Origin of the sequence: Kitasatospora sp. NPDC050463 (assembly GCF_040655255.1) — a bacterium.
Taxonomy (GTDB): domain Bacteria; phylum Actinomycetota; class Actinomycetes; order Streptomycetales; family Streptomycetaceae; genus Kitasatospora.
In genome coordinates, this window is the sequence record NZ_JBFAJO010000028.1 from 86,723 (window position 1) to 112,267 (window position 25,545).

9 protein-coding genes are annotated in these 25,545 nt (G+C 73.8%); all 9 read left to right on the plus strand.

Annotated features, from left to right (window positions below):
- Positions 1-121: 121 nt before the first annotated feature.
- Positions 122-1,495 (plus strand): type VII secretion integral membrane protein EccD, encoded by a 1,374-nt coding sequence (gene eccD / locus AB0J08_RS19480; RefSeq protein ID WP_360635217.1) that lies wholly within the window; start codon positions 122-124, stop codon positions 1,493-1,495.
- 64 nt (positions 1,496-1,559) lie between these two features.
- On the plus strand, positions 1,560-3,014 hold the full coding sequence (eccB, locus tag AB0J08_RS19485; protein ID WP_360635220.1) for a type VII secretion protein EccB: 1,455 nt from the start codon (positions 1,560-1,562) through the stop codon (positions 3,012-3,014).
- A 132-nt stretch (positions 3,015-3,146) separates the two neighbouring features.
- Positions 3,147-3,491, plus strand: coding sequence for a hypothetical protein (locus AB0J08_RS19490; protein WP_360635223.1), 345 nt, complete (start codon positions 3,147-3,149; stop codon positions 3,489-3,491).
- A gap of 56 nt (positions 3,492-3,547) precedes the next feature.
- Entirely contained in the window at positions 3,548-3,841 is a 294-nt protein-coding gene (locus tag AB0J08_RS19495) for a hypothetical protein (RefSeq protein ID WP_360635226.1), read from the plus strand.
- A gap of 5 nt (positions 3,842-3,846) precedes the next feature.
- Positions 3,847-4,257 (plus strand): hypothetical protein, encoded by a 411-nt coding sequence (locus tag AB0J08_RS19500; protein ID WP_360635229.1) that lies wholly within the window; start codon positions 3,847-3,849, stop codon positions 4,255-4,257.
- A gap of 96 nt (positions 4,258-4,353) precedes the next feature.
- On the plus strand, positions 4,354-6,417 hold the full coding sequence (locus tag AB0J08_RS19505; protein WP_360635232.1) for a hypothetical protein: 2,064 nt from the start codon (positions 4,354-4,356) through the stop codon (positions 6,415-6,417).
- 73 nt (positions 6,418-6,490) lie between these two features.
- Entirely contained in the window at positions 6,491-6,931 is a 441-nt protein-coding gene (locus AB0J08_RS19510) for a YbaB/EbfC family nucleoid-associated protein (protein WP_360635235.1), read from the plus strand.
- The gene (locus tag AB0J08_RS19515; protein ID WP_360635238.1) at positions 6,924-7,238 is read left to right on the plus strand and encodes a hypothetical protein; all 315 of its coding nucleotides are present in this window, start codon (positions 6,924-6,926) and stop codon (positions 7,236-7,238) included. The genes AB0J08_RS19510 and AB0J08_RS19515 overlap by 8 nt, the downstream gene beginning before the upstream one ends.
- Positions 7,239-7,441: 203 nt before the next feature.
- On the plus strand, positions 7,442-25,545 hold an 18,104-nt coding region (locus AB0J08_RS19520; RefSeq protein WP_360635241.1), incomplete at its 3' end, for an EndoU domain-containing protein.

The window sequence follows — 25,545 nt, forward strand, 5'->3', positions numbered from 1 at the left end:
CGGTTCACCGGAGGTGGGCGGCAGCGGGTCGTCCCGGCCGGTGAACCGTCCGGCCGCCGCCGGCCGTAGTTGTCCAACGGGAGACCCGGGCAGGCCGGGGCTCCACGGGAGGGCGCGACAGGTGAGCGGTACCACGGTGGCGGCAGGGCTGGTCCGGCTGAGGTTCCGCGCCTCCGAGGCCGCGTTCGAACTCGCCCTGCCCGGCGACGTCGTCCTCGCCGACCTGCTGCCCGCCGTCCTCGGCTACGCGGGCTCCGCCGTCGAGGAGGGCGGCACCGAGCACTCCGGCTGGGTGCTCCAGCGCGCCGGCGGCCCGCCGCTGGACGAGGAGCGCACCCTGGAGGCGCTCGGGCTGCACGACGGCGAGGAGCTCTTCCTCCGCCCGGGCCAGGAAGCCCTGCCCGAGGTGCACTTCGACGATCTGGTGGACGGCGTCCGGGCCGGCACCACCGCCCGCGGCGACTCCTGGCGGCCCGCCGCCACCCACCACCTGGCGCTGGCCCTCGCCCTGGTCGCGCTGGCCGGCGGCCTGCTGCTGCTCGCCGTGCCCGGACCGGACGGCCCCCGCTGCGCCGCCGCCGCCGTCACCGCCGTGCTGCTGCTCGCCGGCGGCGGCGCGGCGACCAGGCTGGTCGGCGACCCGCCGGCGGGTGCCGCGCTCGGTGCCGCCGGTGTCGCCTACGCGGCCGCGGCCGCGGCCCTGATCCCCGGGGTCACCGGCCCGGCCCGGCTGCTCGCGGGCGGTTCGGCGGCGGTCGGCGCCACGGTGCTGGCGCTCGCCCTCGTCGGGGCCGGCCCGTTCTTCGCCGGGCTGGTGGTGGCGGCCGTGCTCGCCCTGGGCGCGGGCGCGCTGGCCACCTACGGCATCCCGACGACCCACTCCGCCGCCGTGATCGCCGCCGCCGCCGTACTGTTCGGCGCGTTCGTGCCCGGGCTGGCGTTCAAGCTGTCCGGGCTGCGGCTGCCCGCGCTGCCCCGCAACGCCGACGAGCTCCAGGAGGAGATCGAGCCCTTCGAGGCCGAGGGGGTGCTCGCCCGCAGCCTCGTCGCCGACAGCTACCTGGCCGGTTTCTTCATCGCCGCCGGCACGGTGTGCGCGGCCGCCCTCGCCCTGCTCGCCACGGCCCGGGACGGCGGGTGGGGCGCGACCGCGATGTCCGCCGACCTGTCGGTGCTGCTCCTGTTGCACGCCCGGGACATCGGCGGCATCCGCCAGCGGCTCGCCCTGCTGCTGCCGGGCGCGCTGGGCGTCGCCCTGCTGGCCGTGCGGTTCGGGCAGGGCGCCGATCAGTCCGGCCGGTTCGTCCTGTTCACCGTGCTGCTGATCGCCGCGGCCGCGCTCGCCCTGACCGCCTGGACGGTACCCGGCCGACGGCTGCTGCCCTACTGGGGCCGGGCCGGGGACCTTCTGCACTCGCTCGTCGCGCTCGCGCTGCTGCCGCTCGCGCTCCAGGTGCTCGGCTTCTACCAGATGATGCGCGGCCTGGCGGGCTGAGCCGGCGCGGCCGTCCGGCCGCCGACCCGTCGCCCCCGAACCCCGCACCGAGGAGGACCACCGCATGCAGTCCCGACGCGACCAGGTGCAGGCCCACCTGTTCGTGATGAGCCGGGTCGCCGCGGGCGTGCTCCGCGCCGAGCCGGACGCCCCCGACACCCCCGTCGGCCGCACCAACCGCGGCGCCGCGATCGGCCTGGCCGTCGCCCTGCTGATCGGTGCCGGTGCCGGCGTCTACGGCATGGTCAAACCCGGCGGCGCGACCGGCTGGCAGAAACCCGGCACCCTGGTGGTGGTCAAGGAGACCGGCGCCCGGTACGTCTTCGCCGGCGGGCTGCTCCACCCCGTACTCAACGAGGCCAGCGCCAAGCTGCTCGCCGGCGACCAGCTGAAGGTCGACCAGGTCTCCGCCCGCTCGCTGGAGAAGGCCGAACGCGGCACCCCGATCGGCATCGTCGGCGCCCCCGACGGGCTGCCCGCCCCGGCCGCGGTGGCCGGCGCCGACTGGCTCGTCTGCACCGTCCAGACGGCGGGCCCGACCGCAGCCCGCCCCGCCCCCCAGCTCTCCGTCGCCATCGGCACCCGGCAGTCCGGCCGGAGCACCGGTGACCGGGGTGTGCTGGTCGGCGCGCCCGACGGCAGCGTCCAACTGCTCTGGCACGGCCGCAGGTTCACCCTCGACACGGCCGGCGGCGCCGTCCGCGCCCTCGGCTACACCGCCGCCGTGCCCGTCCCGGTCACCGCCGCGTTCCTCGCCGCGTTCCCGGCCGGACCGGACCTGCGCGCCCCCGACCTGCCCGGCCGGGGCAACGCCGGCCCCGCGCTGGGCGGGCGCGCCACCCGGGTCGGCCAGTTGTTCACCGGGACCGGCGAGGAGCGCTACGTGCTCACCGAGCAGGGTCTCGTCCCCGTCACCGCCACCCAGCTCGCCCTCCTCCAGGGCGATCTGCGCACCCAGCGGGACGCCTACGGCAGCGGCCAGGTCGCGCTCTCCCCGGTCGGTGCGGAGGACCTCGCCGCCCACTCCGCGCCGAGCGCCGCCACCGCGACCCTCAACCCGGCCGAGCTGCCCGCACGGCCCCCGGCCCTGCTGACCCCGACCGGCGGCCAGGCCGTCTGCGGGTCCCTGAACCCGGCGGGCGACGGCGGGGACCTCTCACTGGCCGTCCCGGACGCCACCGCCGTGCTCGGCCTGCCGCCGGCCCTCCAGCCCGGCGTCATCCCCAGCTGCACGCCCGCCGACCGGATCGCGGTGCGCCCCGGCGGCGGCGCCCTGGTGCGGGCGCTGTCCGGCGGGGGCTTCGGCAACACGCTCTACCTGGTCACCGACACCGGCGTGAAGTACCCGCTGGCCTCCGCCGCGGTGGCCGAACGCCTCGGCTACGTCGGGGCCACCCCGACCGCGGTGCCCGGCCGCCTGCTCTCGCTGCTGCCGACCGGCCCCAGCCTCGACCCCGGGCCGCTCGCCGGCGGCATCGTGCAGCCTCCGGCCGCCGCCGAGGGCCGCTGCGCGCGGTGAGCCCGGGCCCTGCCACCGGGCGGTGAACCGTCCGGTGGCGCCGTCCCGTTCACCCTGGCGGGCCGGTCCTGCCGGCCTGTGGCACACGTTGCCGGCCGGGTACGGCCGGTACTCATGGAGGAGGTACTCGCGGTGGCTCAGCAGACGACGGTCGACCAGAAGGTCCTGACGGACATCAGGACCATGGTCGAGTCGCGGTACAACGAGATGTCGCAGACCGCGGCCTACATCGAGGACATCAACACGGCCGTCCGGGACAGCTTCTCCGGCGCGGCCAGCACCACGTTCCAGAACCAGATCAACGCCTGGCTGGAGCAGTACGCGCTGGTCAAGCGGGACTACGACGCCTTCCACATGAAGCTCGGCGACGGCGGTCAGATGTTCAACGCGGCCGACGACCACACGGCGGGCATCGCCAACTTCAACGGTGGCGGTGGCGCGGGTCAGCACGTCCAGGACGTCCTGAACCCCCGCTAGCCGACGCCCGTTCTTCGCACCAGAACTCCGTTTGAAGGGACCGCACCATGGGCAACATGTCGCTCCACTACGCCGGCATCGACAGTGCCATCACCGACCTCGAAGCGCACGCGAAGACGATGCACGACGCGATGAGCAACCTGAAGGCGTACCTCGACAGCAAGATCAACGTCGAGCTGGTGGGTGACTTCTCGATGGCGGCCGGCAACCTCTCGAACACGCTCCACACCGCCGACGAGGCGATGGGCAAGAAGATCGTCGCGGCCCACCAGGCCCTCACCGAGATCCGCAACGTCATCAAGGACGCGGACATGCGGGCCGGCAGCCACTTCGACCACGTCGGGGGCTGACGACCGTGGCAGGCGATGACGACGAGGGCGGCGGGCACGGCGGCGATGTCGAGATCACCGACGGCTACCTGAGCACGTTCGCCGCGAACAACCTCCAACGCTTCATCAAGGACGTCAACGAAGCCGGGCCGGTGCTGAAGCTCAGGGGGTACGCGACGGGGGCGACCCCGATCCTCGTGGGCAACGACTCCACCAATTTCAAGGGCGCCAGCACGTTGGCCACCTCGCTCAAGACCTACACCGAGTCGGTCAACTCGCTGCTGACCACCGTCGTCGACCAGCTGAACACTCTGATCACCGACCTTCAGCTCGCCGATCTCCGCCTGAACAACGGGCTGGACGAGGCCCTTGACTACGCGCAGTTCATGCAGTTGGCCGAACGGACCCTGAACCCGGGGGCGGGCGGCGGCAAGTAGTTCGTCGGTGAATTCCGGTCAGCACCGCGGAGCCGGCCCGATCATGGGCCGGCCCCGTCTCATGTTCGGTCGCGCTCGGCCGCAGAAGGGTCTGTCATGGTGTACAAGTGGGAAGACGCGCTCACCTTCCTCGCAGCGTCGAATGACTCGGCGCCGGTCACCCGGGAAGCGGTTCACGACGACGCGAAGCCGTGGATCGACAAGAGCAACACGGTCGCCGACGACTACTCCGGCTGGCAGGGGCTGGAAACGGGCGGGACCGGTCAGAAACTGGACTCCTGGGTGGCCTGGTTCTTCAAGTACACCACCCCCAGTGGTACCACCTACAACGCCAGCTATGTGGTCGGCGCCCACATCCTGTACCCCAACCTCGACGGTGAGGGCGGGAAGCTGGTGGGTTTCACGCACAGCGTGGCGCCGCTGGAGCGCATGTACAACTCCAAGCCGCGAGTCAACGACAAACTCAACCCCCTGGTCTTCAACGACGCGGCGAACACCCTGCGGGACGTGGCCGTCTTCCTCGACGGCTGGATCGAGGAGGTCGGTAAGTGGGCGGACACCGTCGCCTCGAAGGACAGTGACTGGCAGGGAAGTGCGGCGGGGGCCTTCCGCGCCGTCCTGAACGCGTTCCGGAACGAAATCATCGCCGACCGGCGCAACATGAGCCGCACCAAGGTCGAGGACTACCTGAGGGACTGCGACCCCGTTGTCCCGGCGGCGGTGGATACGCTCATGGCCGCGTGGTGGGAATGGCACGGCACTTTCGACGCCTGGCCGACGAACACCGTGACCTCGGCCCTCCTGGAGGGGCTCAAGGGCGCGACGCTGACTGTGAGTCAGAAGGCCGAGAACGTCAAGTTCACCCACGACAACCCCACCGACGCCACGGTAACCGGAAAGATCACGGACAAGACCAGCGGCACAATGGATTTGGTATTCACCCTGACGGGCGCGACGTTCGGAGATCCCAAAACGCCCGAATTCTGGACGAAGGTGGAAGCCAGGGCGCGGGCCATCTGGGTGGAGAACATCGTTTCCGTCCTGGACAAGGCGGCCAATACGGCGCTCGGCAACATCGCCAAGGTCTACGGCATCGTCTCGGGCGCGGCCACGCCGCTCAAGCCGTTCCCACTCCTCATGCCCACGCCGAAGAAGGACGAGACCGACCCCGGCAAGGACGACAAGACCAACGACACCGGCAACCCGAAGATCGACGACCCCAACCTCAAGATGAACGGCGGCGGAGGCGGGCCCGATCTGAAGAACATCGGCGGCCCGGACATCAAGAAGCCGGGCGGTCCGGACCTCAAGCTGGAGGGGAACGGCAGCGGGAGCGGCGGCAGCGGGTCGGGCCTGCCGAACTTCGGGCTCGGTACGGGCGGCAACGGCACCGGCAACGGCAACGGCAACGGCGGTTCGGGCCTCGACCTCATCGGCAACCCCAACCTCGGCAGCTCCAACGACCTCCTGCTGGGGGGCGGCGGATCGAACAGGCCCGTCACCGTGCCGCCCGGTTCCGTGATCACCAAGGACGGGCGGATCGTCGACGAGGACGGCAACCCCGTACTCGACTCCAACGGCAATCCGATGCTGGCCGGCCCGAACTACACCATCGGGCCGGACGGCACCCTGCTCGACGGCCAGGGCAACGCCGTCTCGGAGTACCGGCAGTTGCTCGCCGACCGGTACTCCGGCGGCGCCGGGGACGACCTGCTGACGCCGGGCAACTTCGGCCCCGGCGGATTCTCCTACAACACGGGTGGCCTCGGCGGCCTGGGCGGTTCCGGCTCGGGAGGCCTGCTCAGCCCCGGTGGCGGCCCGGTGGTCACCGGAATGGGCGGTGGCATGAGCTCCCGGGCGCTCGCCTCCGGCGGCGACCCGAACGCCATGAAGGCCGCGGTCGACCAGGCCAACGCCGAACGGGTGGCCGCCGAGAAGGCCGCCAAGGCCGCCGCTCAGGAGCAGGCCCTGCTGACCGGCCGGCAGACCCCGACCAGCTCCGGCGGCATGCCGCCGATGATGCCGCCCGGTGGCGGTATGGGTGGCGCCGGCCAGGGCGGCCCCAACGACAAGGACCGCCGGCGCACCACCTGGCTGGCGGAGGACGAAGAGACCTGGGGCACCGAGACCGGTGCCGTGCACGGCGTCATCGGACGCTGACGCCACCGGGACGCCCCTTCCGCCCGACGACGGACGGGGCTCCAGCCTTTGACGACAAGACAGGAAGCAGCACATGAGCAACCCCTTCGCGGAACAGATCGCCCAGGCGATGGCGGAGATGCAGAGCGAGCTGGCCAGGGCCGAGGAGATGCAGAAGGAGATGAACGAGCTCACCGCCTCGGTCACCTCCAAGGACCGGATGGTCACCGTCAAGGTCGGCTCGCAGGGCCAGGTCGTCTCGATGACCTTCCACACCAACGGTTACCGCGAGATGGCCCCCGCCGAGCTGGCGAAGATCCTGACCGACTCGCTCAACGAGGCCCGCGCGGCCGTGGGCGAGCAGGTCGCCGAACGGATCGGCCGGTTCGACGGCATGGGGGAGACGCTGCGGCTCTCCATGACCGGCGGCACCGAACTGGACGAGATCCTCGAACCGCTGTGGGCCATGCGCCCGGGTTACGAACCCGAGGACAAGAAGAAGAAGGCGGACCGTCAGGAGGAGTTCCATGGCTAGCCACGGCACCACGGCCAAGACCGCGATGCTCAAGCAGAGCTTCGCGGAGTTCTTCGAGCTGAAGAAGCTGACCGCGAAGGTCCTGGCGGACGCGAAGTTCATCAACGACGCGAACCTGGCCGTCGGCGGCCACGACGAGATCGGCAAGCAGTACCACCAGCAGGTCGACGAGGGCACCACGAACCTGTACGAGCTGATCCTCAAGATCAGCAGCACGATGGGCTCGGTCGGCGAGAACGGTGAGGTGCTGGCCGAAACGCTCGACAGGGCGGACCAGCATTCCCTCGACCTGGCCAACGGCCTCTGAGCCCGGGTCACCGCACCCGGCCCTCTGGATCCAGCCTTCTGAACCCCTCCCCGGACCGGCGGACAACCCGGCCGTAGGACCCCTCGACAAGCAGTGACGGCGCGCGGGCGCCCTGGAACGACCGGAACGGCAGGCAGCACGTGCCCCACTCGTCGATCGAGGTCAATGCCTCGACAGCACGTTTCTTCACGATCATCACCGGCATGCCCTGGCCGGAGGTGAAGGAGGGAGACCTGCGCGAGATTCGGGACGCCTACGAGCGGTTGCACAAGGAACTGCCCGAACTGCACGACCTGATCGCCACGGTGGCGAAGCAGTGCAAGGACCAGTTCGAGGGCAAGGCCGCCACGACGTTCGCCTATCAGATGAACTCGTTCATCGGTAAGACCGACGGTGGCGGGGAGGACTACGTGTCGGCGGCGGCCAAGACCGCCAAGGCACTGGCCGACTGCGCCGGCGACGTCGCCAACTCGGTCGAGTACACCAAGTGGATGGCGATCGCCCAGCTGGTGCAGCTGATGGTCGAGATCGCACTGGCGATCTTCTGGGCGCCGTTCAGCTTCGGCACCAGCCTGTCCGGGCTGGTACTCAGGAAGCTGCTCACCAAGGTCGCGCTCCAGGCCCTGATGAAGTACCTGCTCAAGACCATCGCGATGCACACCTTCTCGGGCATCGTGGGCGGTCTGCTGATGGACGGCATCATCCAGAACCTCCAGATCGGGCAGGGCAACCGCGACCACGTCGACAAGGAGTACACCAAGCAGGCGGCCCTCTTCGGCCTCATCGGCGGTGTGCTCGGCGGCCCGCTGGAGCTCTTCGGGCTGGGGCTCGGCAAGCTGCTGGGCAAGCTCCTCGGCAAGAGCGGCGGCCGGCTGCTGGCCGACCAGCTGAGCAACTACCTGGTGCATGGCGACATCAAGGGCCTCAAGGCCCTGCTGGAGTCGGCAACCAAGGTCGCGGAGAAGGAGGGGCTCAAGGGCCCGCTGGGTGCGGTGACCAAGGCGGCCGAGAAGGAGGGGCTGGCGAGCACGGTGGGTGCGGCGGCCAAGGCCGCTGAGAAGGAGGGGCTGGCGAGCACGGTGGGTGCGGCGGCCAAGGCCGCTGAGAAGGAGGGGCTGGCGAGCACGGCGGGCGCGGCGGCCAAGGCGGCCGAGAAGGAGGGGCTGGCGAGCGCGGCGGGCGCGGCGGCCAAGTCGCTCACGGGGCCGGAGAAGGCCGCGGCCAAGGCGTTCGCGCGCGACCTCGGCAGCCTGATGGAGGCGGCCACCGAGCAACTGCACCACGGCTTCGGCAAGAAGGGCACCGACGCGCTCTCCGGGATCTTCGTCCAGGAGATGGAGAAGATCTTCACGAAGCACTTCGGCAAGGAACTCGGCGACACGGTCGCCAAGACGCTCGGCAAAGAGTTCGGCGAGGCCTTCGCCACCAACTGGGGGGCGAAGAGCCTGGAGCGGCTCGGCGGCGTCAAGGGCGCGCTCGGAGACGTCCTCACGCACGAGGGCGCGGAGAAGCTCTCCACGCGTCAGACGAGGTTGCTGACCCATGAACTCCCCGCGCTCGCCGAGCAGATGGGCGCCGGGAACAAGGGCTACCGGCTCGGACTGGCGGTCGGCGGGTACATCAAGGCCGGTGTGCAGAACGTCCTCACCGAGGGCACCTACAACCTCACCTTCGGGGAGAACCACGAGTTCACCGTCACCGGAGGCAGCTTCGTCGGCGGCCTGATGACGGGCATCATGGGCCACGTCATGCACCTCGGTGCCGGCCCTCTGATGCACAGGTACGCCCACTGGGTTTCGACGACCCAGAACGCGGCGGTGGAGGACGGGGCGTCCAAGTACTTCCCGTTGTACCACCCGATCAACTTCGCGGCCCTGGCCTGCCTCGCGTCCGGCAAGGTCGTCCCGTTCCCGGTGCCCCGGATGGGCCACAACAGCTCCTTCGAGGCCGCTCACCTGAAGCACATCAAGTCGCTGGAGGAGCTCTCCGACAACATCGGTGCGGCGTCGGGGCGGAAGATCACCTCACCGGAGGCCGACCCGGAGGTCGCCGAGTGGATGCAGTCGCTGCTGCAGTACGCGGACTTCCTCGCGGACGAGCGCTCCGCGCACGAGCCGACGGGTCTGGCCGGGCTGCACTTCCTCGGTGACCTCGGAGCTCACGACGCCCCCGCCACGCCTCCGCCGGCGCGGCCGTCGCGGACCTCCAGCACGGGCGAACACCTGGCGTCGAACGACAAGCCGGCCACCACCCCGCCCGTCCGGGTGCAGTCCCACGACGACCCGGCGACCGGGCCGAAGCCGGAAGCGCCGAAGTCCGAGGCGCCGAAGTCCGAGGCAACGGGGCAGAACGCCCCGAAGACCGGCACGCCCGGCAGGCCGACGCCGCGGGCCACCCAGTCCGCCGCCGACCTACCGCCGGTCCAGCCCCACCGGACGGAGTCGTCGAACGAGCACACCCCGCAGCGGACGCAGGCGACCGCGACCGCCACGGCGACGACCACCACCGCGCACCAGGACGTCAGCCGCCCCGCGCCCGTCCCCACCACCTCGTCCGACCACACCGCCCCGGTCGCCCCGCCGCCGCACGCGCCCACCCCGCGCCCCCCGGGCGACCCCGACGCCGCCGGGCGCCACCCGGCGCAGGAGCCGCTGCTCACCGAGGGTCTGCCGCGCCAAGGGCCCGCGCGGCAGACCGAGAGCATCGCGTCGGTCCTGCTGGGCCAGGAGCCCACCCGGGACCGCCGCACCCCGGGCGACGAGCCGCCGGTGCCGACGCCGCCCCGGACGCCGAACGAGTTCCCGCAGTCCCCGCGCAGGCCGGCCACCGCGTCCGCCGAGTCCGCCGAGTCGAGCGAGTCCACCGACCTCGCCGACCAGTCGGCCGTGCCGCCCGTCACCCCGGTCGACGACTCCACCGTGCCCGGGAACACCACCGAGCCGCTGACGCCGACGGTGATCCCGCCGCACGTCGGCGGGGACCAGGAGGTCGTGCCCCCGCCGCCCGCCTCGTTCCTGGTGGCGGACTACACGACGGCGCACGTCGGTCGTCCCGCCGGCACCGAGGACGCTTCCACACCGCGGCCCTTCGAGGCCCGGCGCGGCACCCTGCCGGACGGCACCCGGGCGACCGAACTCGTCCTGCGGACGCACCTGGACATCACGGGGCCCCCGGCGGTCTCCGGCCCGGTGGCGGACGCCGTGCGCCGGCGCGCCCTGGCCGCCGTGGCCGACGCCTACAACAACGGCCACCGCCTGCCCGACGGCAGCCTGCTGCGCGTCCGGGTCGAGTTCACCGAAACCCCCGCGACCGCCCACCACACCGTCAAGCTGCATGCCGGCACCGTCCGCCAGGACGGCGCGAACTGGGGCCTGCGGGTCAGCCGCGACGTGCTCGCCCACGAGCTCGGGCACGCCCTCGGCCTGCGCGGCGAGCACCGAGAGACGCACCGGGAGACCGGCCGCGGCACCCGCAGGCCCGTGTCGGGACCGGCCGCGCACGGGCTGCGCGAGGTGGGCGCCGCCGTCGACGGTGCCTTCACCCCGGCCGCCGCGCCCGAGGGCGCCGCTCCCGCGCCGCGCTCCACCATCACGCCGCAGGTCCGCGACGCCGCGCTGTACGGGCCGGACGGCCGACTGCTGACGCCCGCCCTCCGGGAGGCCAACCCGGGCGGGGAGTACTTCGAGAACCCCAACCGCACCGTGCGGCTGGAGACGCTGACGGGTCAGCGGGTGGTGGAGCGCACCCTCTTCCCCGCGCACTGGACGGCGGACGAGGCCGTGTACGCGGCCGAGCAGGCCCACCTCGGCGCCCTGGAGCGCGGTCTGTCGCCGCAGGCCCGCCGGTGGGTCGGCGAGTACGCGGGCGTCCGCTTCAGGGGGGAGCAGCAGGACGGCGCGATCACCTCCTTCCACCCGTCGAACGACCAGGAGGGGCTGACCGCCCCGGCGTACGCGCCGGACCGCCCCGCCCCCGGCCACACGGCCTGGCCGGGCCACACCGCCGAGTACGGCGACCGGCGCACCATGAGCGGCGTCCACCACGACCCCCGGTACGATGCCGACGCCGCGATGGGCGTCGCGCACGGCGTCCGGGCGGACCCGGTGGATCCGGCGACGCGGCACCTGAACGGGACCGGCCGCGGGGACGTCTGGTACCTGGACCCGGCCCTGCCGGTGGACTCGCCGCTGGCCGTGTTCCCGAGCCGCTGGCACCGGGCGGCCGACGCGCCGGCGCCGATGCGCTACCCCGAAGGGTGGACCGCCGAGCAGACCAGGTGGGCCGCGGCGCGGGCCGAGAGCGCACCGGGGAACCCCCGGGAGCTGCTGCCCGACGGCGTGACCTGGCACTGGGTCGGCGAGGCGTACGGTGTCCGGATCGAGGGGCTCAGCCGGGACGGCAGGATCCTCACCCACCGGCCGACCGAGTCCCAGCCGGCGCCCGATCCGTACCCGCACCCGCCGTACGACCACTGGGACACGACCGGCGAGCTGGGCGCCTCGCAGCCCCTCGTCCACAGGCTGGGGGCGGGGCGGGGCGGCCAGGTGGAGTTCCGGCGGGTCCTGTTCGACTCCGGCCAGGAGGGCATCCGCGTCACCGCGCGGATCCACCTGGAAGCCGACCCGGCGATGACGCCCGAGCAGGTGTCCGAGGCGCGGCGGCAGCTCCGGCGCCAGGCGAACGACTACCTCCTCCTGCAGTCGCCCGACGAGACCCTGCTCGACCTGCGGCTGGAGTTCACGGACACCGCGGAGGGGAGCCACTCCAGCCGCCGGATCACCGCCGGCACGCCGCCGGTGCTGCGGGACCACCTCGGCCCCCTGATGGAGGCGGGCGGGCGGCACGACCTGCTGTTCGTGGCCGAACGCCTCGCGCCGGATTCGCGGGACCTCGACGGCGTCCGCCCGGGCCGGATCCAGGAGCCGGTCCCCGGCAGCCTCCACGAGCCGGGCGCGGTCCGCCCGGACGAGCCGCTGCCCCGGACCACGGACCGGATGGCCGCGCTGCTGCCCGGCCTGCGGCAGTCCTTCACCGGCGAGGCCTGGGACGGTCCGCGCCGGGGGCTGCCCACCGAGTGGACGGCCGACGAGGCGCGGTTCGCGGCCGACCTGGTCGCGCGGTCCACCGAGAGCGGTGACCGGACCGACCTCCTCGCCACCCCCGCGGCCCGCCCGGTCGTCCGTCGCGGGACCGTCGCGGGAGCCGAGGTCGTCGTCCGGGTCGAGAACGGCCGGATCACCGACTTCTGGGGCACCCGCACCGCGGACGAGGCCCCGCGGCACACCGTGGAGCACGGCCCGGGACGCGTGCTCGCCACGGCGGAGGTCCTGCCGCCCGCGGACGCCTTCGGCGGCAGGATGTCCGGCCGTCGCTGGCAGTCGTACGAGGCCGAGCGCGTCGAACTGCCCGACGGGGACACCCGGACGGTGCTGACGCTGCGGGTCCACCTGGACACCTCGCGGCTGGAGCCGGCCCCGGGCGTGGGCCTGGACGCGGTGACCCGGACCCGCCTGGCCGAGCTGCAGGACCGGGCCAGGCAGGGGATCGGCGAGCAGTACAACCGGGGCCAGCGGCTGCCCAGCGGCGACCAGCTGCAGGTCCGGGTGGAGTTCGTGGACCGGCCGGAGGACGCCCACCACACCGCCGCCGTCCACCGTACGAACGGCCGGGAGGACCTCGGCAACTGGAGCCTCGACATCCCTCGGCGGGTACTCGCCCACGAACTCGGGCACGCGCTTGGCCTTCCCGACGAGTACCGGGAGGCGTCCTGGGGCCCGCGGCCCGTGTACGCGGACGGCGGGCTCATGACCGCGGACTTCCTGGACCGGTTCGGCCTGTACGGGGTCGACGGGGACCACGGGGACGGACAGGTCGTCGCGGAGCGTTCCGCGCCGGGCCTGCCGCCGCGCTACCTCCGGGACCTCGGCGCCGTCGTCGACGCGGCGCTCCGGATACCCGCCCGTGAGGCGGTCCCCGGTGCGGTGCCGCTGCGGGCCGGCTTCGACGAGGCGGCCCGCCGCACCGCCCTCCACGGCGACGGGAACGGCGCCGTGGGACACCTGTACCCGGAACCGGCCTCGGACCGGCCCCGGCCGGACCGGGTGGGCCCGGTCAACCGCAACGGCACGTTCGTGGTCGAGCTGCCGGCCGCCGAGCCGCGGACCACCACCAGCGCGGCCGGCGACCTCGCGACCGCGCCCCGCCCCCGCCGGCAGGTGATGTTCCCCGAGCACTGGACGGCGGACCACGCGGTCTACGCGGCCGAACAGGCCTACCACACGGCCCGGCGCACCGGCCGGGTCACGGACAGCGCCACCGGGTACCACTGGGTGGGCGAGTACGGCGGCGTGCGGATCGAGGGCGAGCTGGTCAACGGGCGGTCCGTATCCTTCCGGCCGTCCGACGACCAGGGCGGGCTGGCCGCCCCGACGCACGAGCCGGTGCGACCCGTGAACCGGGTCTTCGGCCTGAACACGGAGGCGCACGTCCGGTTCGGCGACCGGCAGACCCTCACCGGCGTCCACCACGCACCGATCCCGTCGGCCGCCGCCGCCCACGGCATCAGGGTGGAGGCGGACGCGCACAGGTGGCCGGCCCACGACAACGGCACCTACCGGGCCAGGGTCTGGTTCCTCGACCCGACCGTGGCCCCCGGCGCCCCGCTGCAGGCGTTCGAGTCCCGCTGGCACGGCATCCCCGACAACGATCACGTGCACATGCTGTACCCCACGGCCTGGGGCCGGGCCGACGTCCTGGCCGCCGTCCACGCCGCGTACACCGCGTACGCGGGGTCGAGGACGCAGGAGCCCGCGGCCGGCGCGGCCGAGCACTGGGTGGGTGAGGCGAACGGCATCCGGATCGAGGGGATCAGCCGGGACGGCGTCCACCTCGTGCACCGGCCGACCGTCGAGCAGCCGCTCACCCACTGGCGCCAGGAGAGCGTGGTCGCGCAGTCCGCGGCGACCCGGATGCAGACCGGCCCCGGCGGGCCCGAGGTGAGCGTCCGGCACGTCCGCTTCGACAGCGGCCAGGAGGGCGTCGAGCTCACCGCCCGGGTGCACCTGGACTTCGAGGGCGGTGCCGGACCCGGGCGCGTCGAGAACGTCCGGGAGGACCTCCAGCGGGCCGTCGACGCCTACACCCGCACCCAGGAGACCGCGGGCGGCACCCCGGTGCGGGTGAGGATCGAGCTCGCCGACGCCGCCGAGAGCGCTCACAGCACCACCGTGATCAGAAGGAGCACCGACCCCCGCGCCCTCGACGTGCGGACGCTCCTGCCCGACCTGACGGACACCCCCGGCCGCCCCCTGCGGGAGCTGGCCCGCACGCTCGCCGACGGCGCTCCGAGGACCGGCTGGACCGACCACGGCACGCGCCCGACGGTCCGCCCGCTGGAGGAGCCCGGCACACCCGGGACGGGGCGGCGCCCCGCGACCGTCAGCCTGATGGCGGCCACGGAAACGGTGCTCAGGATGGCCTTCGTCGACCCGCTGCCGGCCGACGCGGGCCGTGGCCTGCCCTCCGGGTGGACCCCCACCGAGGGCATGGCCGCCGCGGCCCGGGCGATGTCGAGCCAGGTCTCGCGGCCTGATCCGACCGCCCCGAACCGGCGGATCCACGAGGGTTCGTTCAACGGGGTCAGGATGGAGGTCTGGACCGAGAACGGCCGGGTCGTCGACTTCCGCGGTGTGCCGGGACAGGAGTTCCCGTCCCAGCACACCAACCCCGTCCCGGAGCCGGTCGGCGCGCCCGCGGCCCCCCGGCACACCGGCGACGCCGGAGGCGAGTCCTCCTCGTCGCCCGGTGGCTCGTCGTCGTCGGCTCACGAGTCCGCCACCTCCCTGGCACCGGGCCACACCTCGGCCACGATCGCACCGGTCGCGGGCCGGCGGTTCGAGCTGCGGCGCGGCACCCTCCAGGAGGGCGGGGAGGACGCCACCGTCCTCGTCCTCCGGACCCACCTGGACCGCTCGGACCTGCCGACGCACGACGCGCAGGGCCGGCCGATCGACCGGACGGCCGCGCTGACCGCGCTGGAGAACCGGGTCCGGGCGGGTGCCGCGCAGTTCAACACCGGCCACCGGCTGCCCGACGGCAGCCTGCTGCGGGTGCGGGTGGAGTTCGTCGACAACGCGGACGCGGCTCACCGCACGGTGCGCCTGCACGACGGCAGCGCTCGCCAGAACGACCGGAACTGGCACCTGGGGATCTCCCGGGAGCAACTGGTCCACCAGCTGGGCCGCGCCCTCGACCTGCCGGTCGAGGTGCACACGGGCGGCGGCTCGGGCGGCGTCGTCCCGGCCCTGGCACCGGCACGGCTGCGCGCGCTGGGCGACCTCGTGGACCAGGTGGGCGGGCCCCTCGGGACCGACTCCTCGCCGCTGCCGACCAGGGCGGCGTTCGACGACGGTGCCCGAAGCAGGGCGTCGGAACACCTGCCGGCGGACCTTCCCCCGGAGGCGGTCGGCGCGGACCGGGTGACGCGGCGCAACACCAACGGCACCCTGCTGGTCCGGACCGAGACGGGTGAGGAGAGGGTCCTGTTCCCGGCCCGCTGGACGGCCGAGCGCGCGGAGTACGCGGCCGAGCAGGCGTACCTGCACGCCCGCCGCACCGGCGCGGTCGACCCGACCCCGACCGGCCACCACTGGCGGGGCGAGTACGCGGGCGTCCGGATCGAGGGCCGGTTGGACGCGGCGGGCGGGTTCATCTCGTTCCACCCGTCCGCCGATCAGGACGGCCTGACGACGGCCGGGTCCACCACCGACCGGCCCTCCCGTCGCGGCGGCCTGCCGGACGCGGGGCGCCAGGGCGTGCGGCTCTCCGACGGGCAGCAGGCGAACGAGTACGGCGCCCGCCAGGCGGACATCCTGGTGCTCGACCCGTCCGTGGAGCCCGGGGCACCGCTGTCCCGGTTCCCGTCGCGCTGGCACGCCTCCTCCGACGCCCACGGGCACCTGCTCTACCCCGAGGGCCTGACGCCCGAGCAGGCGGCTCGCGGAGCCGCCGAGGCCGCGGCCGGTGACAACACCATCGTCGTTCCGGTGAGGCGCGGCCGGACGCGCTGGTTCGGCGCCTACGAGGACGCGCCGATCGCGGGGATCTCGCAGGACGGCCGGATCGTGGCGCACGGCCCGGCCGAGCTCCGGGCCGACCCCGCCGAGGACTGGCGGCAGAGCCGCGAGCTCTTCCGGACGGACGAGATGGAGGTGCGGCTCGGCCACGCCCTGACGGCGGGCGGACGATGGCTCCTCCGCGACAACGGCCACGAAGTCCACCTGCTCTCGCTCAGGGTCTTTCTGCGGCCGGCCGACGGGATGACGCCCGAGCAGGTCCAGCACGTCCGGGAGCAGCTGGCCCGCGAGGCCGACCGGCACTTCGACGGGTACGTCGGTCACACGGACCCCGACGAACCCACGGGAAACCGGCGCCTGGCGCTGTCGCTGGAGTTCACCGAGGACCGGGGGGACGCCGACCTGAGCATCGCCGTCCACCCCGGGGACGGAACGGACCTCACCGGCCACCTGCCGTCGGCGCTCCGGCCGGAGCGCGCCGCCGAGCTGGTCGAAGCCGTGTCCCGCGCCACCCTTCCCGCCCGGGGGGAGGTGGACACCGACTACGCGCCGCTGTTCCGGCTGCGCGACCCCGCCGACAACGACGGGGTGCCGCTCAACGCGGTGGACGTGCCCGCGCCGGCCCTGCCGCACGTGCTGTCCGTGTTCGACCCCGCCGCCCGCGACCGCGGCGGCTTCGGCCTTCCGCCGCAGTGGCGCCGCGAGGACGCCCAGCACGCCGCCCGCCAGGTCTTCGATGACCTGGGGGCCGTCGGCCGGGGCCGTCCGGCACCCGAGATCCTCACCGGCGAGTTCGCCGGTGTCCGGCTCAAGCTGCTGGTCTCGTTCGGACGGATCATGGACTTCTGGGCCGAGCCCGGCCAGCGCCTCGGCGACCAGGCCTCGGCCGCTCCGGCGCCCCTGCCGGTGCGGACGCTGGCCACGGCGGAGGTCCGCCCGCCCGCCGATCCGTTCCTCCTCGGCCTGCGGGCCCAGTACATCCAGTCCTACGAGGCCCGCCGGGTGGAGGAGCCCGGCGGCGACACCAGGACCGTCCTCACCGTCCGGATCCTCCCGCGACCGGTCGACATCGGCGCCACCGAGGTCGAGATCGAGCGGAACCTCGACCGGATGCGGCTCACCGCGGAGGAGGGCGTCCGGGACGTCTTCAACCACGGCCAGCGGCTGCCCAACGGCGACGTGCTGGAGGTCGCGGTCCAGTTCGTCGAGCACGCGGAGGAGGCCCACCACGTCGTCCACGTGCGCCTCGACCAGCCGCAGGAGAGCGCGCTGAACTGGGGCGTGCACTCCGCCCCGAGGGTGATCGGCCACGAGATCGGCCACCTGCTCGGCCTCGGGGACGAGTACCGGCGTGCGGAGGCCGGCCCCCGGCCGGTCTACCCGGAGGGCGGCCTCATGACAGCTCCCACCTTCGACCAGCGCGGCCGGGTCTGGTACGACGCGGACCACCCGCTCGCCGACGGGGCGGGGACCGCCCACCGCGAGACGGCGCTCCGGCCGCACAACCTGGACGAGCTGGGCGTCGTGCTCGACGGCGTCTTCGGGACCGCCCCCCGGCACCCCCAGCACGGCGAGCTCCCCGCACGGGCGTCGTTCGGCCAGGACACCCGGCGGGTCGCGCTCCACGACGGGCCGGACGGCCGGGGCGGGCACCTGGCCCCGCCGGTGGGCTCCGACCGGCCCCGGCCGGAGCCCACCGGGGCTCCGAACCGCAACGGCACCTACCTGGTGGCCGGCGCCGAGGTCCTCGGCGACCGGCTGGCGGACGCGCCGGCCGGACGCCTGGACAGCCGGTCGCGGCGGATGATGTTCCCCGACCACTGGACGGCCGACGACGCGGTGTACGCGGCGAAGCAGGCGTACCTGGACGCCCGGCGGACCGGCAATCTGACCGAGACCGGCCTCGCCTCGTACCGCTGGACCGGCGAGTACGCCGGGGTCCGCATCGAGGGCGAGATCCGGGGGGCCGACTTCACGTCCTTCCGGCCCTCGTTCGACCAGCGCGGGCTCGAAACCCCGTACTGGCTGCGGCCCGGGGAGGCGTCCGCCTTCGGCCACCGGGTCGAGGACCTGGTCCGCTACGGCGACCGGCACACCCTCACCGGCGTCCACCACCAGGGGCCGGCCATGACCCCCGCCGACCACGGTCTGCGCATCGCCGACGCCCAGCCGCAGAACGCCAACGGCACCTACCGGGCGACCGTCTGGTACCTGGACCCGACGGTGTCGCCGCACGCCCCGCTGAGCGAGTTCCCCTCCCGGGAGCACCGTCGGGCCGACGAGCCGAGCCAGATGTTCTACCCCAGGGAATGGGGGCCCGAGCAGCTCCTCGACCGCGTGGACCGGGCCTTCCGGGACCGGCAGCACGAGACGGAGTCGGCCGACGGGAGTCTGCACTGGATCGGAACCACCCCGGACGGCGTCCGGATCGAGGGCGTCTTCCGCGACGGACAGCACCTCGTCCACCGGCCGACCACCTGGCAGCCTTTCCGGCCCTACGGCGGGGACACGGTGGTGACCCGGTTCGCCGAGCACCCGGTGACACACGACGGCCGGCAAGCCCCCGCGACCGTCCGCCGCGTGCTGCTCGGCGACGGCCGGCTGCGCACCGAGGTGATCGTCCGGGTCCGGGGGGCGGAGACGGGCGAGATGAGAGAGGCGCTCCGGCTGGCCGCGGACGACTACACCGCGCGGTCGCTTCCCCGGAACAACGGCTCGGTCCGGTTGACGCTGCGTTTCGTCGACGGGGATCCCGGTTCGGAGCCGGTGGCGCCGCTGCGGGCGAACCTGATGCTGTTCGGCACCGATCTGAGGCGCAGTCTCGGCGACAACCTCCTCGACCTCGTCCGCCCCCTCACCTGGGCCGACCGCCTCATCGGGGACGACACGGCGCCGGCGGCGCCGCTGCGCCCGCCGGGGACTCCCGGCACCGGTGAGCGCCCGCCGACGGTGAGCCGGGCGGCGGCCGGCGGGGACCTGGGCCTGGCCGCCGCACCGGACTTCGGGGCCACCCTCGCCGCCGACGCGGGCCGCGGCCTGCCCCCCGAGTGGACGGCCGTGGAACGTCGCCACGCGGCGCGCAGGGTCGCGGCACAGGCCGACCTCACCGCGAACCCGTCGCAGACCGTCGAGGGGAGCTTCGCCGGCGTCTCCCTGCGGGTCGAACTGACGAACGGTCAGATCACCGACTTCGCGGGGACGCCGGACCAGGTCTTCGCGGACCAGCACCGGCCCCGCCCCCGCGCGGAACGGCCGGAGCCGCGGATGCTGCACGCGCCGACGCCGACGCCGGTCGCGCAGCCCGAGCCGACGCCGGCCCCGGTCGCGGCCCCCGGGTCCTACCTGGTCGACGGGTACACGGTTCAGCGGATCACTTCTCCGGAGGACCCCTTCCTGCGGCGCGTGTCGAACAACTACTCCCGTGGGTTCGACGCGCGGCGGGGCACGCTGCCCGGCGCCGACGGCGCGTCGGCCACCGAGATCGTGGTCCGGATCCACTTCGACACCACCGGTCTGCCGAAGGAGGTCGACCACCAGGACCGGATCGAGCAGCTGAAGGACCGGGCGCACGAGGGCGTCAACGAGGTCTACAACATCGGTCAGCGGCTCCCCGACGGCGACGAGCTGAGGGTGCGGGTCGAGTTCACCGACTCGGCCGAGGCCGCGCACCACACCGTGCGGTTGAACGACGACCCCGAGCACCGGGAGCACTCGCGGGAGTGGAGCCTGGCCACCGAGCCGCGCACGGTGGCGCACGAGCTCGGCCACCTGCTGGGCCTGCCCGACGAGTACCGGGAGCGGGCGAAGGGCGCCCGGCCCGTGCATGCCGACGGTGGCCTGATGTCCGCGGCGTCACGCGACTACTTCGGCCGGATCAGGGTCGATATGGAGACGGATCTCGTCCAGTCGGCCGAGGAGTCGACGATCCTCGCCCCGCGTAGCCTGCGGGAGATCGGCGCGTCGATCGACGGGGCGTTCGGTCCCCGGGTGCCCGGGGACGAGAGCGGTCTCCCACCCCGTGCCGCCTTCCGCGAGGACGTCCGCCGCAGGGCGTTGTACGGTACGTCGCGCGGTGAGGGTGGCCACCTCTGGCCGGAGCTCGGGTCGGAGCGGGTCCGCCCGGCCGTGCTGGGCGAGCCCAAGGCGAACCTCACCTTCCGGGCGCGCTACGCGTCCGAGGTCACGTCGTCGTCCGCCTTCCACGTCGACTCGAACTCGCGGGCCGGCGACCTCGCGACGCCGGTGCACGACGGTACGAAGACGATGTTCCCCGGGCACTGGAACGAGGAGCACGCGGTGTACGCGGCCGAGCAGGCGTACCTCGACGCTCGGGCCAGAAGGGCCGTGACCCCCGCCGGGGGCGGGGTCATGCGCTGGGAGGGCGAGTACGCCGGGGTACGGATCGAGGGTCTGATCCACGGGGACCGGTTCCTCTCCTTCCGGCCCACGGACGACCAGCCGGACGTCAGCCCGCCGGCGCACGCGCCGAGCAGCCTCATGCAGCCCCTCCGCTTCGGCCAGCGGGCCGAGGACATGGCCCGCTACGGGGATCGGCACACTCTCACGGGTGTGCACCACAAGCTGCCGGAGGACGTCGCGGAGCGGCACGGTGTGAGCATCGGAAAGCCCAGGCAGACCTTCCCGAACGGCACCTACCGGGCGCACGTCTGGTTCCTCGACCCCAAGGTCGAGCCGGACTCCACGATGGGCAGAGGCTTTCCGGCGCGCTGGCGCCGACGCGACGGCTCGCCGGGACACATGATGTACCCGGACAGCTGGGCGAACACCCAAGAGGTGCTTCAGCGGGTGCGGTGGGCGTTCGAGGACCGCGACCGGACGGTGACGCTGCCCGACGGACGTACGACGTACTGGGTCGGTGAGGTGGACGGTGTCCGGATCGAGGGACTGGCCCGCGACGGCCGGATCCTGACGCACCGCCCCGCCGACTCGCAGCCCCACGACGACGCCGCCTGGCCGGGCCGCGACCTGACCGGTCTGACCGCGACGGCCGATGTCACGCTCGGTGACCGCCCGCTGCGGGTGCGGCAGGCTCTGTTCGCCGACGGCCGGGAAGGCGTCGAGGTCATCGCCCGGCTCCACCTGACTCCCCGGCCGGGGATGACGGAGCGAGAGGTCGCGGAAGTGCGGAGGCTTGTGCAGCAGTTCGCAGATCAGTACGTCGCCACTCATCAGCAGCCCGGCGGGCCGCTGATGAAGCTGGGACTGGAGTTCGTCGACGAACCGGACGGCGCCTACTCCAGCACCCCGATCCCCCCCGGCGCCGGGCTCCGCCCCCTCGACCACTACCTGCCGGGGGTCGTCCTCGCCACCGGGTTCCCGGACCTGATGGCCCAGTTCAAGACCATGGCCCCCGCGCTGGACGACATCCGGGCGGCGGCCCGTCCCGGCCACGTACCCGCCGACCTGCGTGAACCGGGGTCGCTGCGCCCCGGCGAGCAACTGCCCGCCGTGGTGCACAACACGATGGACGTCCAGGGCCGGCGGACCGAGTTCACCGATTCCGCCTGGCAGGAGGCGGGCCGCAGCCTGCCCCGGCAGTGGACCGACGACGAGGCCCGGTACGCCGCTTCGGCGGTGCTCCGGAAGGAGAACGCCGCGCTCGCCGAGCAGGGCCGCCCACCGCTCTCCGACGGAGTGGTCTACGGTCAGCACGTTTTCGTTCCGGTCAACGTCCGGGTGGAAGGCGGCCGGATCAAGGACTTCTGGGGCGAGCCGGGCCTGACGGTGGTGAACGATCGCACTGACCCGGTGCCGGAGCCGCAACGACGGCTCGCCGACGCCGAGGTCGTCCCGGCCGAGGACGCCGGTGACGGGGGCGGACCGCGGTTCGCGGCCCGCCGAGTCGAACTGCTCGACGGGGACACGGCCACCGTGCTCACCCTGAGGGTGTACGTGGACGAGACCCGGTTGACCGGTCCTGACGGTGTGGACGCGAGGCTCACCGACAAGGCCGAACGGATGAAGGCCAGGCTCAGGGCGGGCGCCGAGGACTTCTACAACCTCGGTCAGCGGCTGCCCAACGGTGACCTGCTGAAGGTCGGCGTCACACTCGTCCACCGTGCGGAGGAGGCCCACCACACCATCGAGCTCGACCCCCGAGGGGACCAGCTGGACCGGGGAAGGTGGGGCCTCGACGCCACGAAGCCCGCCGTGGTCCGCGAGCTCGGCCGGTTGCTCGGTCTACGGGGCGAGGAACGGTTCGGCCGTCACCTCGTGGACCGGCCCGGCCACGCACCGGCCGCCTCGGTCGAGTGGAACTCCGCGCTCCGGCCCGGCGATCTGCGGAATCTCGGCGCCGTCCTCGACGCGGCCTTCGGCGGCGCCGGCCACGCCCCGGCCGGCGACGGGACGGGAACTCCGCCGCGCGCCGGCTTCGGCGCGGACGTCCGCCACGCCGTGCTGTACGGCGGGCCGGACGGCACCGGCGCCCACCTCACCCCCGGACCGGGCGAGAGCCGCCCCGCACCGGCGCCGGTGGGCGACCGCCAGCACAACGGCACCTTCCGCGCGGTGGACCGGGTGACCGGCACGACCGGTCACGACCCGGTGGGCGACCCCGCCGCCCCGGCCCCGGCACGGGAACGGGAACGGACCATGTTCCCGGCGCACTGGACCGCGGACGAGGCGGTCTACGCGGCCGAGCAGGCGTATCTGGACGCCCGCCGCAACAACCGCGTCGCCGAGCCGGCCGACGGCGGAGTCCGCCGTTGGGTCGGTGAGTACGCCGGTGTCCGGATCGAAGGTGAGCTGCTGAACGGCGAGTTCACGTCCTTCCGACCGGCCGACGACCAGACGGGCCTCGACGCGCCCCGGTTCGCGCGGCTGCGCCCCGCCCCGGCGGGCTTCGGCCACCGTGCCGAGGAACTGGCCGTGTTCGGTGACCGCCAGACGCTCGCGGGGGTCCACCAGGCGCCCCCGGCGGCGCTCGCCCGGGAGCACGGCGTCGTCGTCGACCAGGCCTGGAAGACCTACGAGAACGGCACCTACCGGGCTGCCGTCTGGTTCCTGGACCCGCGCGTCGAGCCGGGATCGGCGGAGGCGGACCTCCCCGGCAACTGGCACCGGCACGAGGACTGGCAGGCTCACACCCTGTACCCCGAGGCCTGGACGCCCGACCACGTCGCGGACGCGGTGCGCAGGGCGTACGGCGAGGCCGAGCGGGAGCTCGACCCGGCCACCGGCATCGAGAGCTGGGAGGGCGAGGCCTTCGGCGTCAGGATCGAGGGCCTGACCCGGGACGGCGTGCACCTGGTCCACCGTCCGGCCACGGACCAGCCGCACCGCGAGTGGGGCCCCGACGACATCGACCGGAGCTCCGGTTTCAAGGCCGTCGAGTTCGGCGACGACGTCGAGCGGACGATGGACGTCCGTCAGGTCTACTTCCACAGCGGCCAGGTGGGTGCCCACCTCACCGCGCCGGTGCACCTGGACTTCGACCCCGCCCTGTCCGCCGCGGAACGGGTGGCGGTCAGGGAGCGGCTGCAGAAGGCCGCGGACCGCTATGTCGCCGCCCAACGGCGCCCGGACGACGACCTGCTGATCCGACTGGAACTCAGGTTCACGGACAGCGCGGACGGCGCCCATTCCAGCCACCGGATCCCGGCGGACTCCAGCCTTCCGACGCTGGACGCCCTGCTGCCCGACTTCATGACGTACGTCGACGGCGACCTCCCGGAGACGGCGAGGGTCTTCGCGGAGGAGGCGGCCGGCGAAGGCGACTGGACCCCCCACGTGGCCGGTCACCGGGCCGCCGACCTGGCCGAGCCGGGGCGGGCGGGCACGGGCACCCGCCCGCCCGCCACCGCCCGGGTCGACGCGTTGCCGCCGGTCGAGGGACCGGCCCCCGGGCCGGACACCCCCGTGCGCCGGCTGCCCGGAGCGGAGCCCGCACCCGCTGCCGAGGGGCGGCAGTCCGCGCCGGCGAGGGCGGCCGGCCCGTCGGCCACGCTCCGGCAGTCGGCCGGGGTCGAGGCCGCCGACGCGGACTCGCGAGTGCTTCCGGCGGACGATCCCGAGGAGGCGCGGCTCGCACGGGACCGGATGATGTTCCCCCCGCAGTCGACGGCTGCCGGCGGGGTGCACGCGGTGGAGCAACCGGGCCTCCAGACCTCGCACGCGCCGACGCCGACGCCGGTCGCGCAGCCCGTGGCGCAGCACGCGACCGTGCCCGATCCGAGGTCGGTGCTGCAGCCCGGCCACGCGTCGGCCGAGGTCACACCCGCGGGCCGCCCGCAGCGGCCGTTCGAGGTGCGGCGCGGCGTCCTGGCCGAGAGCGGGGAGGAGGCCACCGTCCTCGTCCTGCGCACGCGCCTGGTCCTGCCGTCCGGGCCCCAGCAGGACACTGCCGTCCTGAACCGGATCGCGGAGCACCTCAAGACCACGGCCAGGGAGGCCGCAGAGGCCTTCAACACCGGCCACCGGCTGCCCGACGGGACGTTGCTCCGGGTGCGAACGGAGTTCACCGAAGACCCGGAAGCCGCTCATCGCACGATTCACCTGGAACCCGGGACGGCGCGCCGGTCCCCGGAATCCTGGGGTCTGACGACCTCCCCGGAGACGATGCTCCGACACCTCGGGCGGCAGCTCGGCCTGCCGGTCGAGCACCTCCTCGTCGGCGGCTCGGACCGGGCCGTCCCGGTCCCGTCGGCCGAACGGCTGCGGGAACTGGGCGACCTGGTCGACCAGGCGCTCGGCCACCCCGGCGGCGACCACGCCGGCAACCTGCCACCGGCCAGGGCGGAGTTCGGCGAGGAGGTCCGGACGGCCGCCCTGCGCGGCGCGTCCCCGCACGCCGAGCAGGGCGAGGTGTTCCACCGCAACGCCAACGGCACCCTGCGGGTCAGGGAGATCGGGGACGAGGCGGCCCCGGGGCGGGAGCGCACGCTCTTCCCCGCGCACTGGACCGGGGAACGTGCCGTGTACGCGGCCGAACAGGCCTACCTCGACGCCCGCCGCAACGGCGCGGTGGACGCGACACCGACCGGCTTCCGCTGGACCGGCGAGTACGACGGTGTCCGGATCGAGGGCGAGCTGGGCGAGGGCGGCACGTTCGTCTCCTTCCGCCCCTCGGACGACCAGCGGGGCCTGACCCCGCCGCCCCACGAGGTCATCCGCCCCGCGCCCCGCCGGACCGACGGCGCGCCGTCCCGCACCACCACGCTCCAGCAGGAGGCCAGCCGCAAGCTGGGCTTCGGCGCCAAGCGGACCATGCA

Bases quoted from the DNA above. Each gene is read 5' to 3' on its own strand.
- eccB (WP_360635220.1), top strand. From the start codon at position 1,560: ATGCAGTCCCGACGCGACCAGGTGCAGGCCCACCTGTTCGTGATGAGC.
- AB0J08_RS19510 (WP_360635235.1), top strand. From the start codon at position 6,491: ATGAGCAACCCCTTCGCGGAACAGATCGCCCAGGCGATGGCGGAGATG.
- AB0J08_RS19495 (WP_360635226.1), top strand. From the start codon at position 3,548: ATGTCGCTCCACTACGCCGGCATCGACAGTGCCATCACCGACCTCGAA.
- AB0J08_RS19515 (WP_360635238.1), top strand. From the start codon at position 6,924: ATGGCTAGCCACGGCACCACGGCCAAGACCGCGATGCTCAAGCAGAGC.
- AB0J08_RS19505 (WP_360635232.1), top strand. From the start codon at position 4,354: ATGGTGTACAAGTGGGAAGACGCGCTCACCTTCCTCGCAGCGTCGAAT.